At 65.5% G+C, this 24,432-nt stretch carries 17 protein-coding genes; 5 read left to right on the forward strand and 12 right to left on the reverse strand.

Going from position 1 to position 24,432, the window contains the following annotated elements:
• Positions 1 to 125: 125 nt before the first annotated feature.
• Both ACWPMX_RS09745 and ACWPMX_RS09750 read left to right on the forward strand, forming a co-directional pair.
• Positions 126 to 689 (forward strand): hypothetical protein, encoded by a 564-nt coding sequence (locus ACWPMX_RS09745; protein WP_455699826.1) that lies wholly within the window; start codon positions 126 to 128, stop codon positions 687 to 689.
• On the forward strand, positions 686 to 3,241 hold the full coding sequence (locus ACWPMX_RS09750) for an HWE histidine kinase domain-containing protein (protein ID WP_455699827.1): 2,556 nt from the start codon (positions 686 to 688) through the stop codon (positions 3,239 to 3,241). Before ACWPMX_RS09745 ends, ACWPMX_RS09750 begins: the two co-directional genes overlap by 4 nt.
• On the opposite strand, the gene ACWPMX_RS09755 is transcribed toward ACWPMX_RS09750, so the two are convergent.
• The 8 genes from ACWPMX_RS09755 to ACWPMX_RS09790 form a co-directional block, all read right to left on the reverse strand.
• A complete protein-coding gene (locus tag ACWPMX_RS09755) occupies positions 3,238 to 4,038 on the reverse strand; it encodes a class I mannose-6-phosphate isomerase (RefSeq protein WP_455699828.1) in 801 nt (266 codons plus the stop codon). The genes ACWPMX_RS09750 and ACWPMX_RS09755 overlap by 4 nt on opposite strands.
• Before the next feature lie 2 nt (positions 4,039 to 4,040).
• The gene (locus ACWPMX_RS09760; RefSeq protein WP_455699829.1) at positions 4,041 to 5,072 is read right to left on the reverse strand and encodes a mannose-1-phosphate guanylyltransferase; all 1,032 of its coding nucleotides are present in this window, start codon (positions 5,070 to 5,072) and stop codon (positions 4,041 to 4,043) included.
• Positions 5,073 to 5,093: 21 nt separating this feature from the next.
• Positions 5,094 to 6,269, reverse strand: a complete 1,176-nt coding sequence (locus ACWPMX_RS09765) for a glycoside hydrolase family 130 protein (protein ID WP_455699830.1) — start codon at positions 6,267 to 6,269, stop codon at positions 5,094 to 5,096.
• Between the two features lie 88 nt (positions 6,270 to 6,357).
• Positions 6,358 to 8,700: a glycosyltransferase gene (locus ACWPMX_RS09770; RefSeq protein WP_455699831.1), complete on the reverse strand. Its 2,343-nt coding sequence runs from the start codon at positions 8,698 to 8,700 to the stop codon at positions 6,358 to 6,360.
• Between the two features lie 188 nt (positions 8,701 to 8,888).
• Positions 8,889 to 9,629, reverse strand: a complete 741-nt coding sequence (locus ACWPMX_RS09775; RefSeq protein WP_455699832.1) for a TonB family protein — start codon at positions 9,627 to 9,629, stop codon at positions 8,889 to 8,891.
• 106 nt (positions 9,630 to 9,735) lie between these two features.
• The gene (locus ACWPMX_RS09780; RefSeq protein ID WP_455699833.1) at positions 9,736 to 13,227 is read right to left on the reverse strand and encodes a TonB-dependent receptor; all 3,492 of its coding nucleotides are present in this window, start codon (positions 13,225 to 13,227) and stop codon (positions 9,736 to 9,738) included.
• A 261-nt stretch (positions 13,228 to 13,488) separates the two neighbouring features.
• Positions 13,489 to 14,418: an isopenicillin N synthase family dioxygenase gene (locus ACWPMX_RS09785; RefSeq protein WP_455699834.1), complete on the reverse strand. Its 930-nt coding sequence runs from the start codon at positions 14,416 to 14,418 to the stop codon at positions 13,489 to 13,491.
• A gap of 10 nt (positions 14,419 to 14,428) precedes the next feature.
• Positions 14,429 to 15,742, reverse strand: a complete 1,314-nt coding sequence (locus ACWPMX_RS09790; RefSeq protein ID WP_455699835.1) for a NupC/NupG family nucleoside CNT transporter — start codon at positions 15,740 to 15,742, stop codon at positions 14,429 to 14,431.
• Positions 15,743 to 15,889: 147 nt separating this feature from the next.
• On the opposite strand from ACWPMX_RS09790, the gene ACWPMX_RS09795 reads away from it, so the two are divergent.
• Positions 15,890 to 16,573, forward strand: coding sequence for a queuosine precursor transporter (locus tag ACWPMX_RS09795; protein WP_455699836.1), 684 nt, complete (start codon positions 15,890 to 15,892; stop codon positions 16,571 to 16,573).
• On the opposite strand, the gene ACWPMX_RS09800 is transcribed toward ACWPMX_RS09795, so the two are convergent.
• Both ACWPMX_RS09800 and ACWPMX_RS09805 read right to left on the reverse strand, forming a co-directional pair.
• Positions 16,570 to 17,139 (reverse strand): NADPH-dependent FMN reductase, encoded by a 570-nt coding sequence (locus ACWPMX_RS09800; RefSeq protein WP_455699837.1) that lies wholly within the window; start codon positions 17,137 to 17,139, stop codon positions 16,570 to 16,572. The two genes, ACWPMX_RS09795 and ACWPMX_RS09800, sit on opposite strands and share 4 nt — an antisense overlap.
• A complete protein-coding gene (locus tag ACWPMX_RS09805; RefSeq protein WP_455700762.1) occupies positions 17,136 to 18,623 on the reverse strand; it encodes a glycerol-3-phosphate dehydrogenase in 1,488 nt (495 codons plus the stop codon). Before ACWPMX_RS09805 ends, ACWPMX_RS09800 begins: the two co-directional genes overlap by 4 nt.
• 85 nt (positions 18,624 to 18,708) lie before the next feature.
• Here ACWPMX_RS09805 and ACWPMX_RS09810 point away from each other — a divergent pair, with 85 nt between their 5' ends.
• Both ACWPMX_RS09810 and acs read left to right on the forward strand, forming a co-directional pair.
• The gene (locus ACWPMX_RS09810; RefSeq protein WP_455699838.1) at positions 18,709 to 19,836 is read left to right on the forward strand and encodes a YeiH family protein; all 1,128 of its coding nucleotides are present in this window, start codon (positions 18,709 to 18,711) and stop codon (positions 19,834 to 19,836) included.
• Positions 19,837 to 19,924: 88 nt separating this feature from the next.
• Positions 19,925 to 21,868, forward strand: a complete 1,944-nt coding sequence (gene acs, locus ACWPMX_RS09815) for an acetate--CoA ligase (RefSeq protein WP_455699839.1) — start codon at positions 19,925 to 19,927, stop codon at positions 21,866 to 21,868.
• A gap of 6 nt (positions 21,869 to 21,874) precedes the next feature.
• Here the strand turns inward: acs and ACWPMX_RS09820 are convergent, their stop codons facing one another.
• Together ACWPMX_RS09820 and ACWPMX_RS09825 are read right to left on the reverse strand one after the other, a co-directional pair.
• Positions 21,875 to 23,026, reverse strand: coding sequence for a DUF1501 domain-containing protein (locus ACWPMX_RS09820; protein ID WP_455699840.1), 1,152 nt, complete (start codon positions 23,024 to 23,026; stop codon positions 21,875 to 21,877).
• A complete protein-coding gene (locus ACWPMX_RS09825) occupies positions 23,023 to 24,423 on the reverse strand; it encodes a DUF1800 domain-containing protein (RefSeq protein WP_455699841.1) in 1,401 nt (466 codons plus the stop codon). Before ACWPMX_RS09825 ends, ACWPMX_RS09820 begins: the two co-directional genes overlap by 4 nt.
• Positions 24,424 to 24,432 lie beyond the last annotated feature (9 nt).

A 24,432-nucleotide genomic window follows, 5' to 3' on the forward strand; every position in this document is an offset into this window, starting at 1 on the left:
TCGCAGGTCGGGAACCAACCGGAACATTGTCGGTTACGATTGAATCAGGGGGCAACAGGGGCCGGTCACCTTCCGCATGGTTCGACCAGGCGCGACGGAGACGGCCTAACGACGGGCGGACTTTCTTGCAATCTGAGCAACTGACGATCCGCCAGGCCCTGCGCTGCGCAAGTAACGATCTGCACACCGGTCTTGACGCCGCGCTGGGCAGCCTCGATCTGACCGATCGCGGGCAATACGGAATGTTCCTATCGATCCAGCGCTCGGCTCGGCGGCCCATCGAGCGGTGGCTCGCTGCGAACGCACCTGCCGAACTTTGCCCGCCCGCACAGTCTGAGTTGCTGGCGATCGACCTTGCCGCACTGGGAATTGCCCGCACCAATCCTGCGTCCACCGCTTTCGCGGCTCCCGCTGAAGGCGCACTCGGGGTGGCGTGGGCGATCGCGGGATCGTCGATGGGCAACCGCATGATGCTCAGCGCCCTGCGCCAATGCTCTGGTGAGATGCCGACGGCTTTCCTCGCCGACGAGCGAATGGGCGCATACTTCGTGCAGCTTCGGCCCATCATCGAGTGCCCGGCAGACGATTACGCCGACCTCTCTACCGCCATCGCCGCCGCCCGCGCGGTGTTCGCCCAATTCGCCGCCTCTTTCGCGGTATTGGCAGGCGAATGGGAGCACGCGGCATGAGTTACGATGTCGATCTCACCAATTGCGATCGCGAACCCATCCACCTGCTCGGACAAATCCAGCCGTTCGGTGCGCTTGTCGCGATCAACGCGGACTGGATGGTTGCCCAGTATTCGGCCAACTTCGACGACATTCTCGGCGCGGGGACTACGATCGGCCCGGGCATGCCGCTTGGCGAACTGTTTGCGCCGGACGCAATCGGCGCATTTCGCCGCAGCCTTGGGCAAATGCGCGGCAACGACGTGGTCGAGCGGATTTTCGGCCTTGTCCTGACCGCGGGCGGCGAGCCGTTCGACGTGGCCGTGCACACCTCCGGCCCCTGGACGATCATCGAGTTCGAGCCGCACGATGCGATTGGTTTTACCAGCCATGTCGGTACCCTGCGCACGATTATGGCGGAGCTCGAAACCCGCGACGAGGCGGTCGCGCTGTGCAGCGAAGCCGCCGCGCACATGAAGCGGTTGCTCGGGTTCGACCGGGTGATGGTCTACCGCTTTCACGAGGACCAGTCGGGCGAAGTGGTCGCCGAGGAGCGCGAGCCGCATCTCGAAAGCTTCTTCGGCCTCCGCTATCCCAAGACCGACATTCCGGCCCAGGCGCGCGCGCTGTACATGCGTAATCCGTTCCGCATCATCAGCGATGTTCTGTCGGATCCAGTGCCGCTGATGCCCGGATTCAGCATCGAGGGTCAGCCGCTCGATCTCTCGCTGTCGACGCTGCGGGCGGTGTCGCCGATCCACATCGAATACCTGCGCAATATGGGTGTCGGCGCATCGCTGTCGATCTCGATCGTCATCCGCGGCAAGCTGTGGGGGCTGTTCGCCTGCCATCACTACGGCCCGCGCGTGCTGCCCTATTCGATGCGCACCGTGGCGGAGCTGTTCAGCCAGCTCTTCTCGCTGCTACTCGACCGGGTGCTGACCGACGCGGGCAACCGCCTGTCGCTCAAGGGCCGCGAACTGCACGACCGGTTGATGGCGCGGCTCGCCGGCGGCGTCTCGCTGACCGAAAGCCTTCCGACGCTGGCAGCGGTCGTCGGCAGCGTGGTCCGGCACGATGGGTCGAGCGCCTACGTCGACGGCGTCTACCGCACCCGCGGCCGGGCGCCTACCGAGGAGCAGTTCCGCGCGCTGATTCCAGCGCTTAATTCCGGCTCCACGAGCCGCGTCTTCGCGTCCAAGGAATTGCCCTCGCGAATCCCGGCGGCGCAGGCGTTCGCGGACGAGGTCGTCGGCGCAATGGTCATCCCGGTCAGCCGCCGTCCGCGCGATTATTTCGTCCTGTGGCGTCGCGAACTGCCGCAGGTAGTGACCTGGGCGGGCAATCCCGAAAAACCGGTCGAGTACGGGCCGAACGGTGCCCGGTTGACCCCGCGCAAGAGTTTCGAGGCGTGGCAGCAGTCGGTCGGTGGGCAGAGCGCCGAATGGACTCACGAGGAATGCCAGATAGCCGAGGCGCTGCGCGTAACGCTGCTCGAGGTGATCCTCCGCCTGACGGACGACGCCGTGCAGGAACGCGCGCGGGCGCAAGAACAGCAAGAGCTCCTTATCGCGGAACTCAACCACCGCGTCCGCAACATCCTCAACCTGATCCGCGGTCTCATCAGCCAGACCCGCCACGAGGCGACCGACATCGCGAGCTTCTCTCACCTGATCGGCGGGCGGATCGGAGCGCTTGCGACGGCGCACGACCACATCACCAAGGGCAACTGGTCGCCCGCATCGCTGACCGAACTCATTACCGACGAAGCCCGCGCCTACCTGATGGGCAAGGACGAGAGGGTCTGTATCACGGGCGACGACGTCCTGATCGCGCCCGAGGCTTACACCGTCATTGCCCTCGTGATGCACGAGATGATGACCAATTCGGTGAAGTACGGCGCGCTGTGCGACAACAGCGGATCGATCGGAATCGAGTTCACCCGCGAGCGTGACGGCGATCTCGTGATCGACTGGGTGGAACGCGGCGGCCCGGCGGTGAAGGCGCCTGAGCGGCGCGGGTTCGGATCGACCATCATCGAGCGCTCGATTCCCTACGAGCTGCGGGGCGTGGCCGAAGTGCATTACCGGCTGTCCGGAGTGGAAGCGAAGTTCGTCATACCTCAGCGCTATGTCCGGGCGGCACCGGCGACCGGCGGAACGGCAACGAAGTCGCCGCAGAACGACAGCGCGTCCCGTTCCGCAGGAGGCACTTCTTCGCTACCCGCCCACGTGCTCGTGGTCGAAGATAGTATGATCATCGCAATGGATACCGAGGACAGCTTGCGTACGCTCGGTGTCGCGACCGTGACGACGGCAGGCAGCGTGGCTGCAGCGCTCGCGTCGCTCGAACAGGACCCGCCGGAGATGGCGATTCTCGATTACAACCTGGGCACCGAAACCTCCGACCCGGTGGCTAAGGCGCTCAGGGACCGCGGCATCCCGTTTGCACTGGCGACGGGTTATGGCGAATTGCCCGGAGGGCTGGAGGCGCGCGGGGCGTTTGCCTTGCTCAAGAAACCTTACGGTCGCTCGGAGCTGGAAGAACTGCTGCAGTCGCCCGCCGCCGCCTAGGTGGGCTGGGCGATCAGTACGCGGCCACCCGCGGGAAAGCGAACATCGCCAATCGTCGCCGCGAGGCCGCATCCGCCCGGCGTGATCGAGGATTCCCCTGTACCGGCCGCGGCATCGAGTGGTATCACCAACACCGGGCGTTCGCCGTAGCGCTCGACAGTCGCGGCATCGGGCTGTCCTTCGATGCGGTCGAGCCTGAAATAGGGACCGTCGACCAGCGTCAGCGATCCTCGGTCTGGCAGGTGGCGCCGCATCGCGGGCGAATGCGGCACGCCATCGGCAACCGCGATGCCCTCGTCGAGATGGAGCTCGCGCGGGCGACCGTAATCATAGAGCCGGTAGGTGATGTCCGAGTTTTGCTGAACCTCGATCAGCGACAGCCCGGCGCCGATGGCGTGGACCGTCCCCGCCGACAAGTAGACGAAGTCACCCGGTCCCACGTCGTGCCACGCGAGCAGGTCCTCGATCGACCCGTCGAGCGCGGCGGCGCGGATCTGATCCGACGATACCTCTCTTTTGAAGCCGACCGCGAGTTGCGCGCCGGGATCGGCGGAGAGCACGAGCCAGCACTCTTCCTTGCCGCGGCTTCCCGCAGGTGCCTCGTCGTCGGACGGATGCACCTGCACCGACAGCTTCTCGCTGGTGAAGAGGTATTTCACGAGAAGATCGGGCATCTCTTCGGGCGGTTCGAACCAGATTTCGCCGATACGCTCTCCATCGGGCGCCGTGAACGGAGGCGGCAATGTGTCGCGGCCCCACACCTTCTCGACCGACTTCGTCTCGAGCGCGCGGTTCATCGTCACTGGTTTGCCGCCCCTGCAAGCTTACCTACAAGCTGCGCGCCGGCTGCGCTGGTGACCAACACTTCGTCGCCGTCGACCACGACGATCACGTCCTCGAGCCCGATCACCGAGACCCGCGGCCCGTCGGTTTCCACGAGCACATTGCGGCAATCGATCAGCTCGACCGAACCGCTGACACGGTTGCCCGTCGCGTCCCCGTCTCGGGCATCGCGCAGCGCTTCCCAGTTGCCGATATCGGACCAGCCCATTGCCGCCCGAACGACAGCCGCACGCGCGGTGTTTTCCATGACCGCGTAATCGACCGACTCGCTCGCGATAGAAGCGAACGGTTCGGCGGCCGGACGGAATTCCTGCCCCTCATAGCGGCCGCCAGCGACCGCCTTGCGGACTGCCTCGGCCATGTTGGGGCGGTGCGCGGCCAGTTCGTTCATGAACGCCCCAGCACGGAAGGCGAAGATACCGCCGTTCCACGCGTAGCCGCCTTCAGCCAGGAATCCCTCGGCGGTCGCACGATCGGGCTTCTCGACGAAGCGGTCGATGCGATTGCCGCCGTCGATGGCGTCGCCTTCGCGGATGTAACCGTAGCCGGTCTCCGGCCGCTCGGCCGCGATGCCGAATGCGACCATCCAGTCGTCGGCAGCCAACCGGGCGGCGCCGCGCGCGGCAGCGGCGAACGCCTCGCAATCCGCGATATGGTGGTCGCTCGGACACACCAGCATCACCGCGTCCGCCGGAAGCAGCGCCGCCGCCAGCCCGATCGCGGGCGCGGTGTTCTTGGCCGCAGGCTCGACGATCACGGTCGCGGTTGGGTTCGCTTGCTCGGCTATGTGTGCCGTGTGCGCGCTCCCTGCGACGATGACCGGATCGCCGAAACCGTCGCCCAGGCAGCGGTCGAGGGTGGCTTCGAACAGGGTGCGGTCGCCGACCAGTGGCAGGAAGGGCTTGGGCTTGTCCTTGCGGCTACGCGGCCAGAGGCGGGTGCCGCTGCCGCCACACAGGATGACGGGAATTATCGTGGGTTCAGACATTTCGATTATTCAACGCGGCACTCACACCATGAGTTTCATCAGGTCGTCGATGCCCACTGTCGCAAAGCCGACCGAACTGTCGGAGATGCCGTAAGGCACGAGGAGGCGCTCCCCCACCTTCAGCGCGCCGCAGGTATACACGACGTTGGGAACGTAGCCCGAGCGATCGGCGTCCTCCGCCGTCAGCACCGGCTCCTTGGTGCGCCCGATCACCTTCGACGGGTCGTCCAGGTCGAGCAGCGCGCAACCGAGCGCGTACTTGCGCATCGCGCCGACCCCGTGGGTGAACAGCAGCCAGCCGTGCTCGGTCTCGATCGGGCTACCGCAGTTGCCGATCTGGATGAATTCCCATGGGTACTCGGGGCCCATGAGGAAGGTGCCTTCGCTGTCCCACCGGTCGAGCCGGCGCGAGCGGAGGAGGAACAGGTTCTTGCCGTCCTGCCGCCCGACCATCGTGTAGTACCCGCCAATCTTGCGCGGGAACAGCGCCATACCCTTGTTGCGGCCCGCACGCCCCTCGACCGGTTCCAGAAGGAAACGGCGGAAGTCGGTCGTGCGCAGCAGTTCCGACCGGATCGTCGATCCCGAATATGCTGTATAGGTGCCGATCCATTCGAACTCGCCGTCACCGTGATCGAAACGGACCATCCGCAGGTCTTCAAGACCGTTGCGCTGCTGCTCGGTAATCGGGAAGATCACGGTATTCGACAGGCTGCTGTCGGCGTGCCGGTGGACGGTGACCGACGTGTCCGCGTCCGACAGGCTCGCGTCATCAAGCTCGACCGCGGTCGCGAACGCGCTCTGCGGCCAGAGGTCGAAGCGACCGTCGGCATGGGCGATGCCTTCGCGAAAGGCGATGGAGCTGATGTGGCCTTCGCCTACGGCGCGGAGGCTCATTACGAAGCGGCAGGCTCCGCCCTCGCACCCCGATTGGTCGGGATGGGGCACGATCGACGGATTCATCAGCGCTGCGGCCGAATAAGTGTACTCGTGACAGAAATACGCGCCGATCAGCTTGCGCCGCGTTTCGGTGAAATCGTTATCGCCCACCGGAAGCGAGCGTTCGACTTCCTTCCATCGGTCGCGGAACATGTCCTCGGTCTGCCAGTGCCGTTCCTCGAAATCTGCGAGAACCTTGCCATATTCAGTGCGGACACGCGTTTCAGGAAGCGCGGCAATATCCTCGACAAGCTTCATAGCCCGGCTGCTCTCGGCATTCTGTGCCTGCCATCCCAGGTGAAATGGCCGCAGGACGACACGCGAGGGATCGGCGTGCAGCCGGGTATCAAGGATTTGCAAGGGACCGGCGACCGAACCGAGTTTCCTGCTCAAACTTTCCCCCTGCCGAATCATCCGTCGCAACCGCGCCGAGCGCTAGCATGGAATAATGGCCCAACTGAAATGCGAGAATGGATTCAGCACCGCAGTTGCGGTTTACTCCGCGCGGATTGATACCGTCGCGGCAGCGCCCGGATTCGAGGTCGGCCAAGGCGACCCCGCGATCGTTTGCACCGAAGAACCAGCGCCAGGCTGCCTGAGCATGGTGTGCCCACTGCACATCGCCCGTCGCACGCCAAGCCGCAACCGAGGCTTCGATTGCCGCAAGCGCCTCGAGCGGTTGCTGGTCGAAGGGCAGCGCGGCGTATTTGTGGCCGAAGCTCTCCGAGCCGATCGGCCTGAACTGTCCGTTGGTGGCCGTCTGAATTCCCGCGATCCAGTCGAGCGTTTCAAGACCGGTGGCGAGGTAATCCTCCCGGCCGAGGACGCCTCCGGCTTCGATCAAGGCCTGCGACAGCCGGGGATTGTCATAGCCCAGCACGGCTTCGAACCATGCCCAGTCGGGCCGCCGGGCGCCGCCGAGCAAGCGCTCGAGCAGGTCGGCCCCTTGGTTGAGCAGCGTCAGCGAAATGTCATGCCCGGGCTTTGCACGCACCATCGCGCAGGCACCCAACATGGTGAACGCGATCGTCCGAGGCGATTCCAGCTTCGACAGTGTGGGCGCCGCAATGTCGTACTGCTCCATCGCCCATTCGCGAATATCGGGGCTCGGCGATTCTTCCGCCGTGCGACCGAGCGCCCACAACGCGCGGCCGTTCGAATCCTCCGACCCCGCGTCCTCGCACCACGTCCGGTCGTAGCGCATGAAATTGCGGAACTTGCCCAAGTCCGGGTTCCACGCATCGTGAACGAACGAGGCGCACGTCATGCTGCGTGCCAGCCGCTCGTCGCCGGACATGCCCTGCGCGACGTTGTAAAGCATCAGCGCGCGCACGTTGTCATCGAGGCAGTAGCCGTGCCGCCGATCGGGCACGATGCCCTTGGCGTGCTGGAACATGCCCGTTGAATCGCTCATCGCGAACACGGCGGCGATGTTCGGTGCGACCGACCGGGCAGGAACCTTGGCAGGAGCGGCAACGGTCTTCTCGATGAGCGAGGCCGAGGCAGCGGCGAAGCGCGGCCAAATCGTTTCGCGCCCCTTGGCATAGGCGCGGCGCTGCATCGCAGTCAGCTCGCGCGGGTGATCGAGCAATCCGTTGACCGCTTCGGCGATGGCCGCAGAGCTGCCGGGGGGGATCAGATATCCAACTCCATCGGCAAGCAATTCGCGGGCATGGACATACGGAGTCGAAACCACCGCCTTGCCCAAAGCCACCGCATAGCTCAGCGTGCCCGAAGTCGACTGCTGCAAGCCGGGATAAGGCGTGAGGTAGATATCGCACGCCTCGAGCTGGTCGAGAAGCTCGTCGGTATCGACGAACCGGTCATCCCATTCGACCGCATCCGCCACTCCAAGGCGTTCGGCGCGCGCCTGCAGGCCTTCGCGGTAGCTCTCGCCGTGCTCCGCGACGAGGTTCGGGTGGGTCGCACCGACAATCCGATAGAGAACGTCGGGATGTCTTGCGCGGATCATCGGCAAGGCCTCGATCGCATGCTCCAGTCCCTTGCCCGGACCGAGCAGGCCGAAGGTGGTCAGGACGGTACGACCGGACAGGCCCATGCGACCCTTGAACTCGGCCTGTCGGCCGAATGGCCGGTCGGGCGCGCCGTGCGGAATAACTTCCACCACCTCGGCCGGTGCATAGTGCTGCGCGATGAGCAGCTCGCGGCTACGCTGCGACATCACCATGATGCGCGAACTGCGCTGCACGAGGTGGTCGAGAATGCGGCGCTGGTTCGACGACGGTTCGGTGAGCACGGTGTGGCAGGTCAGGATAAGCGGAGCGGCCAGCCGGTCGACGAGGTCGCATACCATCTCGCCATCGGGTCCACCGAAGATGCCATACTCGTGCTGGAGCCAGATCGCTTCGGCCCCGCTGGCATTGATCGCCTCCGCCGCGCGCGCCTGATCAGCCGGGTCGGTGCGATCGACGGTACCGGCGATGCCGACATAATCGAGCGGGCTGGCGAAGTCCTCGAGCGCCCACACGTCGGTCGTGACTTCCGGCCGGAAATGCCCGAGCTGCTCGACGAGATCGGCGGTAAAGGTGGCGATGCCGCACTTACGCGGAATGTAGTTTCCGATGATGGCGACCCGGCGCTGCTTGCGGGGAACGGGAAAGGGAACCAGCGGCGAAGAGTCCGGGCGCGGCGCGGCGGCGGCAATTTTCGGCGCGGGCTGGCAATCCATGGGGCGCGAACTTTCAAAAGGGAGTGGCTGTCATTCACCTAACGTGCAGGATGTCCATCCGGTTCCGCTGCAGCGCACAATATTCCGGGTGTGGTGTCAATGTTCGCCGCAGAATTTGCTCGCATTATCGCCTTGCTGCGAAATGTTAATTCGCACGTGCAGCATGATGTTGCACCTGCGAAGATGATTCAGAACCACCGCTGTCGCCAATAGAACGGCGCGGCAACCGGATTGCCCGCCGAATCGGTTGCCGGACGAAAGCGCAGGCGTTCGACGACAAGGCGGCAGGTGATGGCGTCGGCCTCCGGATCGGGGCTCGGTCGGAAGACGCTGCAATTAGAAGCGCGACCGTCGGACCCGACCGTCACCTTGACGATCACTTGCGTGCCAGCCCGCGCTCCGCGTCCGCCCGGCGGTATTGGATAATCTCGGGCATTGTTAATCCCGCCCGCGATATGGACCGGCTGGGTGGCGATGCCGCCGCCCTGACCGCTGCCGCCATTGCCACTGCCTGTGCCCGTGCCGGTTCCGCCCGCCCCGGTACCGCTTCCGTTGTCGCGCGCGCCGGAGCTATCGGCGCTGCCCGTCGAACTCGCCTTTGGCGCCGGAGGAGCGGGCTTCACGACCACCTTGGGTTCGGGGGCTACCACCTCCTTGGGAACCGCCTTGCGCCCTTCCTCGCCAGCCGCGCCTGCATCGGGCTCCGGTTTGGGTTCGGGTGGCGGCTCGTACTGCTTGGTCTCGACCGTCACGGTTATGCTGGAAAGCACAGCTTCTTCGACCGACGCGGTGGCATTCGGAGCGAAGGCCTTGGCCAGGGCATAGATCGCCAGCAGGTGGGCAAGGACGATGATGGCCAGCGTCGCGGGCCGCGGCCTCCGGCTGGCGCTGGCGAAATTGTCGTTCGAGGCCGGTTCCATCGCCGTCATCCCGCTTCCAACGGTGCGCGCGTCTCAGCCGTTCCGCAAGTCCGCAAAACGAACGGCGGCGCTCCCGCGAAGGAGCGCCGCCGAGGATTCGACGTTGAACGTCGGATTAGAAGTCGTAGCTCACGCCGACCTTCAGGCGCCATGCGGACGAACTGATGTTCACGAAGTTGTCGTTCACGAACGTCGACAGGCCCTGCCCGTTGGGCGAAGCCGTGAAGATGTACCGGCCCTGCGCGTCGACCGGGGTCGCAGCGAGAGACGCGATGTCCTGGCGCGCAGCAAAGTCACGACGGCGCTGCAGGTTCCAGCTCTTGTCGAGCAGGTTCAGGAAGTTGTCGACCGTGGCGTAGAGCTTGATCTTGTCGTCGCGTCCGAAGAAGCGGCCCGGTCCCGGAAGTTCCTGCGAGAACGACAGATCCATGTCGTAATACCAGTTGTTGGTGCAGGTATTCCGCGGGATAGTCGTGCCGATGTAGGGCTTGGCGCACTTGAGGCCATTCGCGAAATCCACCAGCGACTGCACGGCAGCCATGTTGGACGTCGGCGAGATATTCGGATCGGTCACACCGGTCGGCAGATAGACTAGCGCATTGTCCGAACCCGAGACGCTGTCGCCGAACAGGCCCGTGCCCGAGAAGGTCAGGCTGTACGGCCGACCCGAGCGGGCCACGAAGGTGATTCCCAGGCGCGTCGAGAGGTCGCTGAAGAACTCCTCCCGGAAGGAGGTCTGCACCGAGATGTTGTGGCGGCTTTCGTAGTAGCCCCGCGACGGCACCGGGTTCTGACGGTCGAAGGCGGCCGAGTTGTCGTAGTTCGAACCTGCGGTCGAGTTGTACATCGAACGGCGATCCTGCGCGTCGGTGTACGCATACCCAAGGCTGAAGAACGTGCTGCCGCCCTTGGTGATGATGCCGCCGTCGAAGTTCTTCGACAGGATTGCCGAAGCGATGTGGCTGCGGAAGCTGCCCGCGTTGGTCAGCATGAGCTCGTCATCGCGCTGCGTGTTGAAGCACGCAGCATTCACGCCGTTATAAACCGGGGTCGGAGTGATATCGATCAGACGCGCTGTACAACCCGCCACCGTCGGATCGATCGAACGATAGATCGGGCGACCGTCGATCGTGAACCCCGCGATGCCGATCGGCGTCGCGTTGTTCGTCCCCGTTCCGCCGGTCGATGCCGGAACCGCAGCGAGATCGACGATCGTGAAGGGATCGCGATACTTGCTGTAGATGTAGTCGAGGTTCAGCTTCCAGTTGCTGAAGAAGCCGGAGGGCGCGAAATCGAGCCCGGTCGCGAAACCGATGTTCGCACGCAGCACCGTCGGCGACTTGATGTTCGGATCGATCGACTGGGTATCACCCAGGCCGCGCGCGGCGGAGTTGGCCGCCGAATTGACGATGCACTGGGGCACGCCGGTGAACTGGCCGTTGACCACCACATCGATCTGTCCGGCAGCGCAACCGGCATCCTGCGTGGTGCCCTGCGCGAACCCGAAACCGTCGTTCTGGAACGCGTTGCCAAACCAGACCAGCGGATCGCCGCCCGAGAAGATGCCGACACCGCCGCGAAGCTGCGGACGGGTGAACACCGCGAAGTCGTTCACATCCCAGGTCAGCGCCAACCGCGGCATGATAACCGGCGGGAGGTTGCTGAAGCTTGACCGGTTCGAGAAGCCGTAACGGGCCAAGTAGTTCGAATTGAGCTTGGGGCGACCACCGTCGTACCAGTCGACGCGAACACCAGCGACGGCCTTGAGCGCATCGCTCACTTCCCATTCGTCCTGCGCAAAGACGGAATAGATCGTGCGCTTGAAATCGGCCGCTGCGTCGAAGATGTCGCCGGTCGACGAGAAGTTGCCGAACGCTCCTTCGACCGCCCCCGAGACGACGTTCGCGGGGCTGTTGGTCGTGTTGAAGTTGCCGGTACCCGGCGAAAGCAGACCCTGCTCGAGATCCGCGATATTGCGGAAGTTCAACGTTGCGGTCGCATTCTGCACGAACAGGTTGAACAGCTTCACCCGGTTCACTTCCGTACCGAACTTCAAGCGATGCGCCCCAAGATCGACGTTGAGGACACCGCGGTATTGTTCCAGCGTCGTCTTCAGGTCGTTGGCCGAACGCGAGAAATCGGGGCCGGCGGCGACCGCACCGTCCGCGATGGTTCCCGGATTGTCGATGCCGACGATAATGCGCGGGATCGGGTTATCCGACTGGGCTTCACCGCCACCGACAGGATCCTGGATATCCTGCACTTCCGAACGCGAATAGCGCAGTTCGGTGGAAATCGTATCGTTCCACTGCGAGAACAGGCGGCCCGAATAGTAGTCGGACTTGGTCCCGCTGAGGAGGAACGAGTTCTGGCCGACGATGATCGGCGAGAAGGTCCCCGTCAGCGCAAGGTCGCCCGGACGCGTCGTCGATTCCTCGAGGTGCTGGTACGTGCCTTCCAGACGGTGATTGTCGGTGATCTGGAAGTCGCCGCGAACGAAATAGCGATCGTTCTTGTAAGGACGGCTCGTGACGAGCGGGCCAGTGTCGATCCCGTAGACGCGCTTGAGAACTTCCGAAATCTGGTTGAACTGGGCAACCGAAACGCCGGCGGCGCTGTTCGGATAGTTGGCGCCGTTCGGCCCGTCATCCTGCGACTGGCCGGCTTCCTGATGCTCGTAGGCACCGAAGATGAACAGACGATCCTTGATGATCGGGCCGCCCAGATACGCGCCCCAGCGCTTTTCGGGCTCGATCGGCGGGACCGGCTTGATAACGCCGCGGTCGTCAAAGCTGCTCGCACGCATCCCGCTGTCCGAGTACTCGAAGAAGCCGCCGACCTTGTAATCGTTGGTGCCCGACTTGGTCACGACGTTGATCGCACACCCGGTGAAGTTGCCGTAATCAACGTCGAACGGAGCGAACTGGACCTGCGTTTCGCGGATCGCGTCGTAGGGCAAAGGGGTCGACGAACGCGAAGAAAAGCCGGTGTCGTTGAGCCCGTACACGTCGCCCTGGCTGATGCCGTCGACGGTGAAGGCGTTGCCGCGATCGTTGCCGCCAAGGCAACTGATGCGATCCTGGCCCGAACCGCCGTCGTCGCGGTCGAGGCTGACGCGCGGATCGATGCGGATGATGTCGCGAATGTCGCGATTGAACGTCGGAGCATTCTCCAGCACTTCGGCCGTGAACGAGGTGCCCGGCCCGACCGCAAGCTGCGTGACCTGCACGCGCGAACCGGTGACGACGATCTCACCGCCGCCTGCCGAAAGGGTGAAGGTGAGGCCGGTGTTGCCCTGCAGGGTTGTCTGAATGCCTTCGACCGTCTGGCCCTCGTAACCGTTTGCCGTTGCGGCGACCGAGTACGGACCGCCGGTGACAAGCCCACTCGCGGCGAAGCGCCCTTCGGCATCCGTGGTGATCGTGCGCTGAGCGCCGGTGCGCGTGTCGGTAATGGTCACGGTGGCGCCGCCGAGCGGGTTGCCGTCGGCGTCGTTGACGGTGCCTTCGATGCCCGAGGTGATCTGCTGCGCCATGACAGGCGCGGGCAGGATGGCGGTGGCGGACAGGCTGACGACACTCGCGGCCAGCAGATACTTGAGCTTCATGAGCGAACGATCCCTTGGAGAGGAGTAGAACGAAAATTGTCGAAGAAGCGGAGAGACCCCTGAGAGGCCCGATAGGAACTTCCTGCGGCGGCCAAAAGTCTCTTCTGTTACGAAGGTGTGACAGCGGCCCACGGAGCTACCCTCGTCCCGCCGACCGCCTAATAAAGCTATGATTTAGCACAACTAATTTGTGTTGCGGCAATGCAACATCGCGCGACAAACTTGGATTGGGTCGGTCGCCACCCTCACCGCTGCAGCGAATCAGGCGAGATTGATCTCGCGCAGCCGTTGCTGGAGGAACTCGTGGCTCGAAATTGGCTCCGGATGGGCGTCCGGATTCGCGGGGTCGATGCAGCTGTCCAGCGTCTCGATCGTGAAGTCGGGCCGAAAGTGGAGGAAGAACGGCATGGAGTAGCGGCTGCGATAAGCCGCCTCACCCTTGGGGTTGACCACGCGGTGCTGGGTCGATTTGAGCCGGTGGTTGGTCAGCCGGTCGAGCATATCGCCGATATTGACCACCAGTGCGCCATCGGGGGTGTCGACCGCCTTCCACTCGCCACTCGCGGTCAGCAGCTCGAGCCCGGCTTCCTCGGCGCCAAGGAGCAGGGTGATGGTGTTGATGTCACCGTGCGCTGCCGCGCGGATCGCGCCTTCGGCATGGGGACCGTCGAGCGGGGGATAGTGCAACAGCCGCATGACCGAGTTGCCATCCTCGACCGTAGGCGTGAAAAAGTGCCGGTCGAGACCGAGGTGGAGCGCGATCGCCTCGAGCACGCGCTCTCCGGCCTTTTCAAAGGCGGAATAGAGTGCACTGAACGTCTCGCGGAAGTCGGCGATCTCCGACGGCCAGACGTTGGCGGCCATGTACTCGGCCAGCGGATGCCCCTCGGGCAGTTCGCGGCCGACGTGCCAAAACTCCTTGAGGTCGTGGACCTCGGCATCCTTGGCGCGCTCGACCCCGAACGGAGTGTACCCGCGCGCGCCGCCGCCACCTTCGATCTTGTAGGCCTTCTTCACGTCCTCGGGCAGCGCGAAGAACGCCTTGGACAGTGCCTCGGCCTTTGCGATCAGGTCCGCCGGGATGCCGTGGTCGCGGATGACGGCGAAACCGTACTCGCGGAACGAGCGGCCGAGTTCGTCGGCGACTTCGGCAAGCGGGCGGGCGATCGAGACGGATGCGATTTCGGACATTGCGGCAAACTCAGTAAGGCAGGAACAGGCCGGCGAGCGCGGCGCTCATCAGGTTGGACAGCGACCCGGCGGCAAGCGCCTTGAGGCCGAGACGGGCAATCACGGGGCGCTGGTCGGGGGCGAGGCCGCCCGTCACCGCCATCTGGATCGCGATCGAGGAGAAGTTGGCGAACCCGCACAATGCAAACGTCACGATCGCACGGCTGCGATCGTCGAGCGCGGTAGCGCTGATCTGCCCGAGGTCGATGAAGGCGACGAACTCGTTGAGCACGACCTTGGTCCCGAACAGGCCACCCGCGACCGGTGCCTGGTCCCACGGCACGCCGATGAGGAACATGACCGGCGCGAACAGCACGCCGAGGGCTGCCTGGAAGCTCCAGTTCTCGAAGCCGAGCAAGTTGCCGATCCCTCCGAGTATGCCGTTGGCGAGCGCCACCAGCGCGACGAACGCCAGCACCATCGCGCCGACCGCGACAGCGAGTTTCACGCCGGTCTGCGCGCCCTGCGCGGCAGCCTCGATCACGTTGGCGGGCTTCTGCCCTTCCTCGAACGTTTCGGCGAGTTCGACCTCGTGCGGGCGACCGGCCTCGACCAGCGCGCCCGGACCTTCGGCGCTTATTCGCGCTTCCGGCAACTCGATCTTGCCTTCGGCGGCGGGGGCCGGCTCGTCGACATCGGGCATGATGATCTTGGCCATCAGGATGCCGCCGGGAGCCGACATGAACGCGGCAGCAAGCAGAAACGGCAGGTACTCCTTGCCAAGCAGTTCGGCATAGGCCGCCAGGATCGTGCCTGCGACACCCGCCATGCCGACCACCATCAGGCAGAACAGCCGACTCGGTGCGAGTCCGGCAAGGTAGGGACGCACGACCAGCGGGCTTTCCGACTGGCCGACGAAGATGTTCGCCGCTGCACCCAGCGCCTCGACCCGGCTGACACCGGTAATCCAGCCGATCGCCCCGCCCAGCCAGCGAACCAGCTTCTGCATGATGCCGAGGTGGTAGAGGATCGACACCAGCGCGGCGAAGAACACGATGACCGGCAGTGCACCCAACGCGAAGGTGTTCGCGAGCGGATTGTCGGCACCGAACAGGAACGCGGTGCCCTCGTTGGCGTAGCTCAGCAGCGCCGAGACGCCATTAGACATGCCCTGGATCCCGGCGACACCCCAAGGAGTCCGCAAGACGATCAGCGCGATGATCGCCTGCAGCGCGAACGCCGATCCGACGATACGCAGACTGATCTTGCGCTTCGCATTGGAAAGCACGAACGCGATGGCAAGGATCGCGACGATTCCGAGGAGGCTGGCAACGACTGGCGGCATGGATTCCCCGCATAGTGGCACCCGGTTGCGATTGAAACCGGATTCGCGCCCGCGGCGCGGCGGGTTCTTTTGGGTTCCCACAGCCAACTTCGCAAGCGCCTGTTGCACCGCTTTTCTTTTCGCAGGGCCAGTGCCAAACCGCGCGGCATGACCGAAGCCGCTCCTTCACAATCCACCGCGCTGCCAGTGCCGCGCGCGCTGTTCGTCTACCTTTTGCTTTACGGCGGCATGACCGTGCTGGCGGGCGTGATGGCCTACAAGCAGGTTGCGCTGTGGCCGACCAATCTCGCGGTGGAATCGGGAATCTTCGCCTTCCTGCTGCTGGTCGTGATCTCGAGCACGGTGGCGCAGCTTTATGGCGACGCACGGGCGCGCCAACTCGTCTGGTGGGGCTTCCTGCCGCTGCTCGTCTCGTCGCTGCTCATGCAACTCGTGCTCGCGCTGCCCGCATCGTCAGAGATGGTCCAGTTCCGCGCCGACGACCTGACCGCGTTCGAGCGCGTCCACTCGCAGCTCTGGCGCGTGTGGATGGCGGGGCCCGCCGCCTACATCGTGTCCCTGCTTCTCAACGTCTGGATCTTCTCGCGCCTGCGCGGTAGCGGGGAGAGCGGGACGCTCGGCATCATGGTCCGCGGCGCGATCGCCTCGGCCCTGAGCCAGGCCATCGATTCGGTGATCTTCATCACCTTGGCGTTCTATGGCGAGTTCGACATCGGCAACCTGCTGATCGGACAGGTGCTCGCCAAGGTTGCCCTTTCGATCGTCCTGGTTCCGCCGCTTATTGCGCTGGGCGTTTCGCTCGCCCGCTGGCTCGATACAAAGGCGGTCTAATCTTCCGTCGCGGCGAGCGCCCGCGCACCGCGCCAGGTTTGCTCGCCGACAAGCTGCAACTGCGCACGTGCGCGATCGTCGATGCATACGCCCTCGGCAGAGAACATTCCGCGCTCGACCTTCAGCGTCGCCGCCATCGGTGTCGGCCAGCCGCGCAGCGCGTGGACGATGCTGCGCATGGTCTGGATCGTGCTCATCGTCGCCTGGTCGCCGTATGCGGTGGCGATCAAGCCCACAGCGCGCCCGTCGAGATAGGGCCGCGCATCGTGCGCAAGGTCCTCAAGGTAATCGAGCGCATTCTTGACTAGGCCTGAGATCGTCCCGTGGTAACCCGGCGCGGCGACGATGATCCCGTCCGCCTGCCGCACTGCCTCCACCAGTTCGGCGCCGTCCTCGATCCCGTAGCCCTCGCCCCGATAATGCGGCAGCGCGCGCAGGTAGTCGCCGCCGAACACGGTGACGTCCGCGCCCTCCGTTTGGGCGACGTCCGCTGCAACGCGGAGCGCCTGCTCGGTCGAACTGTTGAGGCTAACCGTGCCGCCGATGGCAACGATGCGGGTGATCAATTAAGGCATTCCTTCACGTATTCATCAAGCCGCGTCGCTTCGCCGGGCGAGAAGCGCAGGCCCAGCTTGGTGCGCCTCCATAGCACGTCCTCCCCATTACGCGCCCACTCGCGCGTTACAAGGTGCCGCACTTCGCGGGCCGTCAGCCCATGCCCGAAATTCTCGCCGCAATCGGCTAGTCTGCGAACTCCGTCGAAGATCGAGAACGCCGTCGTGCCATAGGCGCGTATGAGCCTGTGGGCGGCGCTACGGAGAAACGGATACTCTTTGCTCAGTTGCGCTTCGAGTTCCTGCGCGTCCTCGGGAGGAAAGTCGCCCCCGGGAAGTGGCTCGGTGTCAGTCCAGTCCAAGCCCTTCAACGCCGGCAAGCGGTCCGCGAGCAGCTCGACCGCCTCGGCGGCGAGATGGCGATAGGTGGTGATCTTGCCGCCGTAGATGGTGAGCAGCGGTGCCCCCTCGCCTTCATGCGACAGATCGAGCTCGTACCCGCGCGTCGCCGCCTCGGGGCGTCCGGACCCGTCGTCCAACAAGGGGCGCACGCCCGCGAACTGCCAGACGACGTCCGCCGGGGTCACCGCCTTGCGGAAAAACCGGCTCGCCCCGTCACACAGGTATTCGACCTCGTCCGCGCTCGGCTCGATCGGACCGCCGCGATGGTCGACATCGGTGGTCCCGATCAGCGTGAAATCCTGCTCGTAGGGGATTGCGAAGAATATCCGCCCATCGGTAAGCTGGAAAAAATAGGCATACGCGTGATCGAACAGCCGACGCACGACGATGTGCGACCCGCGAACCAGCCGCATACCGCGGTCGGGCTTGAGGTCGCTCGCGGCGAGGACATCGAGCACCGCCGGTCCGGAGGCATTCACGATCGCCCGGGCACGGAAAGCGTCCTCGCCCGCCTTTATGTACCATATGTCCCCCTCGCGCCGGAATCCGACAACCCGGCAGCGGGTGCGCACTTCGGCCCCGCGATCCGCCGCATCGCGCGCGTTGAGCACCACCAGCCGCGCATCGTCGACCCAGCAGTCTGAATAGATAAATGCTTGCGCGAATTCCGGCTTAAGCGGCGCGCCTGCCGGATGCCTGCCGAGCGCGATCGTCTCGGTATCCGGCAAACGCCGGCGCCCGCCGATATGGTCGTAAAGAAACAGGCCTGCCCGCACGAGCCAACGCGGCCGCAGCCCGGGCACGTGCGGCAGCACGAAGCGCAGCGGCCAGGCAATGTGCGGCGCGATGGCGAGTAGCCGCTCGCGTTCCGACAGGCTCTCGCGCACAAGGCCGAACTCGTAATGCTCGAGATAGCGTAGGCCACCGTGGATCAGCTTGGTCGACTTCGAAGAGGTGCCGCTGGCAAGATCGCCCGCTTCGAGCAGCAGGACCGATACCCCCCGCCCCGTCGCATCGCGGGCAATCCCGCAGCCGTTCACCCCGCCGCCGATCACGGCAACGTCGTAGATCGGATCGTTCGCGCGGCCGGTCATGCGTCCGGTGGTAGGGATAGCCGCTGCCAACAGCAATCGCCGCCCCTGCGGTGACATGGCGACCCGTTCGCCCTAGAGCGGCCCGATGGAGGAACGGTCCCGACAAGCAGGCGCTGGCAGACCCATCGACTGGGATGCGCTGCCCTATGGCGGCGACCTGTTCGGCGAAATCTACCTCGCCGAGCGCGCCCCGGCGATCGAGCCCGAGCGCCTCAGCGCAGCAAAGCGTCTAGGACGGTACCTGCCCGGACTGGCAGTGGTCGGCGTTACCGCCGGGACGGCGGCGTGGCTGGCCGAGCATTACGGCTTCCCGATCATCCTCCTCGGCCTGCTCATCGGCCTCGCGCTCAATTTCGTCGCGCGCGAACCGGGAACGCACGCCGGGCTGGATTTCGCCTCGCGCACCTGCCTGCGCTTGGGGATCGTCGCCCTCGGCTTTCAGGTAACGCTGGCACAGGTCGCCGCGCTGGGGCCGTGGCCGTTCGCCGCGCTGGTCGCGGTAATGCTGGTGGCGTTCGCGGCCGGGGTAGGGGGCGCAGCGGTTTCGGGACAGTCTCGCTATGCGGGGATCCTTGCGGGCGGTGCTACGGCGATCTGCGGTGCGAGTGCGGCGCTAGCGCTGTATGGCATCATCGGCCGCGACCGGCTGAACCAGGCGCAGTTCGCGATGACTTTGGTCGGGGTCAGTCTCGCGAGTGCGCTAGCAATGTCGCTCTATCCGGCCATCGCAGGAGAACTGGGCCTCACCGACAACGAGGCGGGGTTCCTGATCGGTGCATCGATCCACGACGTCGCACAGGCGATCGGCGGCGGGTTCACCTATTCTGACGCGGCCGGTGCAGAGGCGACGATCATCAAGCTGTCCCGGGTCGCGTTGCTCGGCCCGGTAATGATCCTCGTCGCGTTGTGGATCGGCAATTCCGCGGTCGACGTGCGCCAGCCGATGTGGCGGCGGATCACCCTGCCGTGGTTCATCGTCGGCTTCGTCGGTCTGGTTGCGATCAACAGCACCGGGGCTGTCCCGGCGGTCGTCCAGTCGATCACGATGAGCGCCTCGAAGGCGCTGTTGCTGTTCGCGGTGATCGCGACCGCCATGCGATCGGACATGACGCGAATCATGGAACTGGGCTGGCGCGCGGCGACCCCGGTGGTGTGCGCCACCGTGGCAAGCTTCCTCGCGGCACTCGCGGCGCTCTACCTTGGCGCAGCGTAACTCCACCAAACGGCCACACCAAATCAGTTGTGTCCCCCCTCCCACGCTGGCTAGGGACCGAGCCGAAGAGGAAGCGAGGAGCCAGCGCGTGAGCCAGGAAATCTATCCGGTACCGGCGGAATGGGCGCAAGGAGCGCTGGTCGATGACGCCCGCTACCGCGACTGGTACGCCCGCTCCGTCGCCGACCCGGACGCATTCTGGGCGGAGCATGGCCAGCGTCTCGACTGGATCAGGCCGTTCACCGAGGTCAAGGACACTTCGTTCGACGAGGCCGACTTCCGCATCCGCTGGTTCGCCGACGGAACGCTGAACCTCGCCGCCAACTGCCTCGACCGCCACCTTGCGGAGCGCGGCGACACGCCTGCGATCCTGTGGGAACCCGATGATCCGGCTGACGCGCACCGCACGATCACCTACCGCGAACTCCACTCCGACGTCTGCCGCTTCGCCAATGTGCTGAAGGATGCGGGCGCTAGGCGCGGTGACCGGGTCACGCTTTACCTGCCGATGGTGCCCGAAGCGGCCGTCGCGATGCTTGCCTGCGCGCGTATCGGCGCGGTCCATTCGATCGTCTTTGCGGGCTTTTCACCCGATGCACTCGCGGGCCGCATCCAGGACTGCGATTCGAACATCGTCATAACGGCCGACGAAGGACTGCGCGGCGGCAAGAAGGTACCGCTCAAGGCCAATGTCGATGCCGCCCTCGTGCAATGTCCCGGCGTTTCCAAGGTGATCGTGCTCAAGCGGACTGGCGCGGACGTGCCGATGGCCGCGGGCCGCGATCTCGACTGGCACGAAGCGGTCGCCGCCGCGTCCGCCGACTGCCCGCCCGAGGAGATGAACGCGGAAGACCCGCTGTTCATCCTCTACACCAGCGGGTCCACCGGCAAGCCCAAGGGCGTGCTCCACACCACCGGCGGCTATTCGGTCTGGGCGTCGATGACGCACCAGTACGTGTTCGATTATCGCCCCGGGCAGATCTACTGGTGCGCGGCCGACGTGGGCTGGGTCACCGGGCACAGCTATGTCGTCTACGGACCGCTGATGAACGGCGCGACGACAGTGATGTTCGAAGGCGTGCCCAACTGGCCCGATCCGAGCCGTTTCTGGCAGGTGGTCGACAAGTTTGGCGTCGAAATCTTCTACGGCGCTCCCACCGCGCTCCGCGCGCTGATGCGCGAAGGCGACGAGTGGGTCTCGAAGACCAGCCGCAAGTCGTTGCGCCTGCTCGGTTCGGTCGGCGAGCCGATCAACCCGGAGGCGTGGGAGTGGTATCACCGCGTCGTCGGCGAAGGGCGCTGCCCGATCGTCGATACCTGGTGGCAGACCGAAACCGGCGCGGCGATGATCACGCCCCTGCCCGGTGCCACCGCGCTGAAGCCCGGCTCGGCGAGCCGCCCGTTCTTCGGCGTGAAACCCGCGCTTCTCACGAACGAGGGCGAGCGGATTGAGGGTGCGGGCGACGGGTGCCTCGTCATCGAGGACAGCTGGCCCGGTCAAATGCGCACCGTTTACGGCGATCACGAGCGGTTCTTCCAGACCTACTTCACGACCTTTCCGGGCAAGTACTTCACCGGAGACGGATGCCGCCGCGACGAGGACGGCTATTACTGGATCACCGGGCGTATCGACGACGTGATCAACGTCAGCGGCCACCGCATGGGAACGGCCGAGATCGAGAGCGCGCTGGTTGCACACCACGATGTCGCCGAAGCCGCGGTCGTCGGGATGCCGCACGAGATCAAGGGCCAGGGCATCTATGCCTTCGTTACCACCAACGCAGGGGTAGAGACCAGCGAGGCCCTGCGGGCCGAGCTTGTCAAATGGGTGCGGCAGGAGATTGGTCCGATCGCGACGCCCGACGTGATCCAGTTCGCGCCCGGCCTGCCCAAGACCCGCTCGGGCAAGATCATGCGCCGTATCCTGCGCAAGATCGGCGAGAACGATTTCTCGAACCTAGGCGACACCTCGACGCTGGCGGATCCTTCCGTGGTCGACGACCTCGTCGCCAACCACCCGCAGACCGGCTGAAGGGCATCAGGTGACGAGCGTCTGGCCGAAACTCCTGAGCGCGCGGCCGGGGAACAGCACTCTCCCAGCCTGAGCAGGATCGAAGCCGAAATGCGCGGACACCGCGTTCGCGATCACGCTCTCGAGGTCGGTCGTCGGCTTGAGGTCGCGGTCCTCGAACAGCGCGGCTGTCGATAACCCCGGCCAGTCGGCGACGACACGCCCGCCCTTGACCGTCCCGCCCGCCAGCATGGCGAGCGAGGCGGTGCCGTGATCGGTGCCCACCGTGCCGTTGACCCGCGCGGTGCGGCCGAACTCGGTCGCCACGATCACGAGCGTATCGGCCCATCGCGACCCGAGTCCATCGTGCAGTTCGCCCAGCATCGCGTCGAGCCCGCGGAGTTGGGCTGCAAGCCGCGCGGGCTGCGCGTTGTGCGTGTCCCAGCCATTGGTCTCGATCATCGCCACCCGTGCGCCCGCATCGGCGGAGAGGAACTGCGCTGCCAGTCTGGCGAGCGCGCGGCCACCGCCCTGCTCCGCTTCGCCCAGCCCGGCCGCGACGGTGCGTGTCCGCAGCGCCTCGGCCCACAAGGCGTAGAGGCGGCTGTCGCTTTCGTAGAGCGACGACACACGCTGCAGGAGATCGGCATCGGGGTCTGGCAGCCGCGAAGGCGCGTAGGACGTCGCCTCGCTCTTGCCGCGCAGCGCCAGCGGCAGCGTGGGCGCGATAGCGAGACCCTTTCCGCCGTCTCCGGGCAAGAGGCCAACGAGGCGGTTGAGCCAGCCGTCGGCACGCTCGAAGGGTCGCACCCCACCGCCTTCGAGCAGGTTCTGTGCATCGAAGTGCGATCGTTCTCGATAAGCGGTGGCGACGGCGTGGATTGGGAGGAACTGGCCCGCGCTGTAGAGCGCCCCCGCCCGCACCATCGCAGGATGGAGGGTGAAGTCGCTGCCCAGCTTCGTGCCGCCGTCGTAGCCTTGCGCCAGCGCACCGCGCACGCGCTCGAAATCGGGGTCGCCGGTTGGGGCGAGGATGCCCATCCCGTCCGCCGCGCCGCGCTGGATTACGAAGACCAGCCGGCGATCGGTTTGCGCCGCCGCGAGGGCGAGCCCGGGCCATGCAAGCGCGAGACCGCCCATTCCTGCCGCCGAGAGCAGCCGCCTCCGGTCGATCGTCATCGCCACATCGCCTCCGGGCTGGACAGGAGCAGTGCCGTCGCCTGTGCCGGGCTTTCGGCGCGCGCGAGGGCGCTGCGGGTCGTATCGCTCAGGACACCGGGATAGAGCTCGCCCGCCGCGGCGCGGGCGTCGAATTCGCCGATCCGCTGGGCGACCTGTTGCGCCATCTCGATCCGCCGGAACAGCGCATCGGGTGCCGCCCAGCTATCGGCGACGTCGGCATACCCTGCCGGTGATCCGGGTCGCCAGAGCGGCTGGCCGAGCTGGTTCAGCATCCGAATCGATTGCCCAGGACGCCCGCCGCCCACCCCGGTCGCACGGAGGGAGGCGACGATCCACTCGAACGGGGTCAGGAACTTCGTGCGCTCGGCCGTCCATGCTTCTGGCGCATCGATCAGCGCGCGATAGACCGTCGGCAGGTCGCCGCCGGACGACAAGAACGCCCGCTCCAGTCGCGCAACCAGCGTCTCGGGCGGGGCATCGGCGACGAAATGCCGGGCCAGCTTTGTCGCGATGTGCCTCGCCGTCGCGGGCCGCGCCACGAGGTCGGCAATCACCGCCCGCGCCTGTTCCTCGCCGCCTTCGGGGTATTGCTTGCCGAGGATTATGCGGGTGCCGGGTTCGTGGGCCCGGTCGAAGAACACGAAGCCGCCTGGCCCTTGCGGTGCGCGCCCGGCGCCTTCGATGGTCCACCCGGTCAGGGCGCGGGCGAACTCGGTCACATCGGTCTGCGTGTAGCCCGACCGCACCCCCAGCGTGTGCAGTTCCATGATCTCGCGCGCCAGGTTCTCGTTGAGGCCAGCCTGCCGCCGCCCCCGCTCGGCAATCCGCGCGCCGACCATACTGTTCGGCCCGATCGATGTCGCTTGGTCGAGGTAGAGCAGCATCGCCGGATGCCGCTCCACAGCGAGCACCATGTCGGCGAAGCGGCCCATCACGTGCGGACGGATTGCCTCGGCCTCGAACGGTCCGGCCAGCGGGGCGACGACCTGCTTGTCGGTGGAGACCGCGAAGTGATTGGCCCAAAAATGGACGAGGCGCTCGGCGAAAGGAGTATCGGTCGTGGCGGCGAGCGCGATCCGTGCGTCCATTGCACCGACCAGCATCTGGCGCAGTTCATGGCGATCCTCGGCCATCGCGGCGGGGATCTGCTTGGGCGCGTCCGCAGCCTCAATCTCGCTCTGCCGCGCCTCGCGCCGGTTCATCCTGTATTCGCGGAACGCGGCGAGCCCCGCGACGCTGTCGGGCAGTCCTGACAGCGCCTGCGGCCGCGGATCGAACCTATCGAGCTGCCCCGCAAGCCAGTCCCGCGGATCGCCGGGCAAAGCCATGCCGCGCTTGCCGCCATATCCGAAGCGGCTGACGGCGATTGTCTGCTGTGTGGGCAAGTCGGACACGCATATCCT

This window comes from Tsuneonella sp. HG094, from assembly GCF_053819285.1.

Coding starts and splice junctions, on each gene's coding strand:
- ACWPMX_RS09750 (WP_455699827.1), top strand. CDS start 686: ATGAGTTACGATGTCGATCTCACCAATTGCGATCGCGAACCCATCCAC.
- ACWPMX_RS09755 (WP_455699828.1), bottom strand. CDS start 4,038: ATGAACCGCGCGCTCGAGACGAAGTCGGTCGAGAAGGTGTGGGGCCGC.
- ACWPMX_RS09760 (WP_455699829.1), bottom strand. CDS start 5,072: ATGTCTGAACCCACGATAATTCCCGTCATCCTGTGTGGCGGCAGCGGC.
- ACWPMX_RS09765 (WP_455699830.1), bottom strand. CDS start 6,269: ATGAAGCTTGTCGAGGATATTGCCGCGCTTCCTGAAACGCGTGTCCGC.
- ACWPMX_RS09770 (WP_455699831.1), bottom strand. CDS start 8,700: ATGGATTGCCAGCCCGCGCCGAAAATTGCCGCCGCCGCGCCGCGCCCG.
- ACWPMX_RS09775 (WP_455699832.1), bottom strand. CDS start 9,629: ATGACGGCGATGGAACCGGCCTCGAACGACAATTTCGCCAGCGCCAGC.
- ACWPMX_RS09780 (WP_455699833.1), bottom strand. CDS start 13,227: ATGAAGCTCAAGTATCTGCTGGCCGCGAGTGTCGTCAGCCTGTCCGCC.
- ACWPMX_RS09785 (WP_455699834.1), bottom strand. CDS start 14,418: ATGTCCGAAATCGCATCCGTCTCGATCGCCCGCCCGCTTGCCGAAGTC.
- ACWPMX_RS09790 (WP_455699835.1), bottom strand. CDS start 15,742: ATGCCGCCAGTCGTTGCCAGCCTCCTCGGAATCGTCGCGATCCTTGCC.
- ACWPMX_RS09795 (WP_455699836.1), top strand. CDS start 15,890: ATGACCGAAGCCGCTCCTTCACAATCCACCGCGCTGCCAGTGCCGCGC.
- ACWPMX_RS09805 (WP_455700762.1), bottom strand. CDS start 18,623: ATGACCGGCCGCGCGAACGATCCGATCTACGACGTTGCCGTGATCGGC.
- ACWPMX_RS09810 (WP_455699838.1), top strand. CDS start 18,709: ATGGAGGAACGGTCCCGACAAGCAGGCGCTGGCAGACCCATCGACTGG.
- ACWPMX_RS09820 (WP_455699840.1), bottom strand. CDS start 23,026: ATGACGATCGACCGGAGGCGGCTGCTCTCGGCGGCAGGAATGGGCGGT.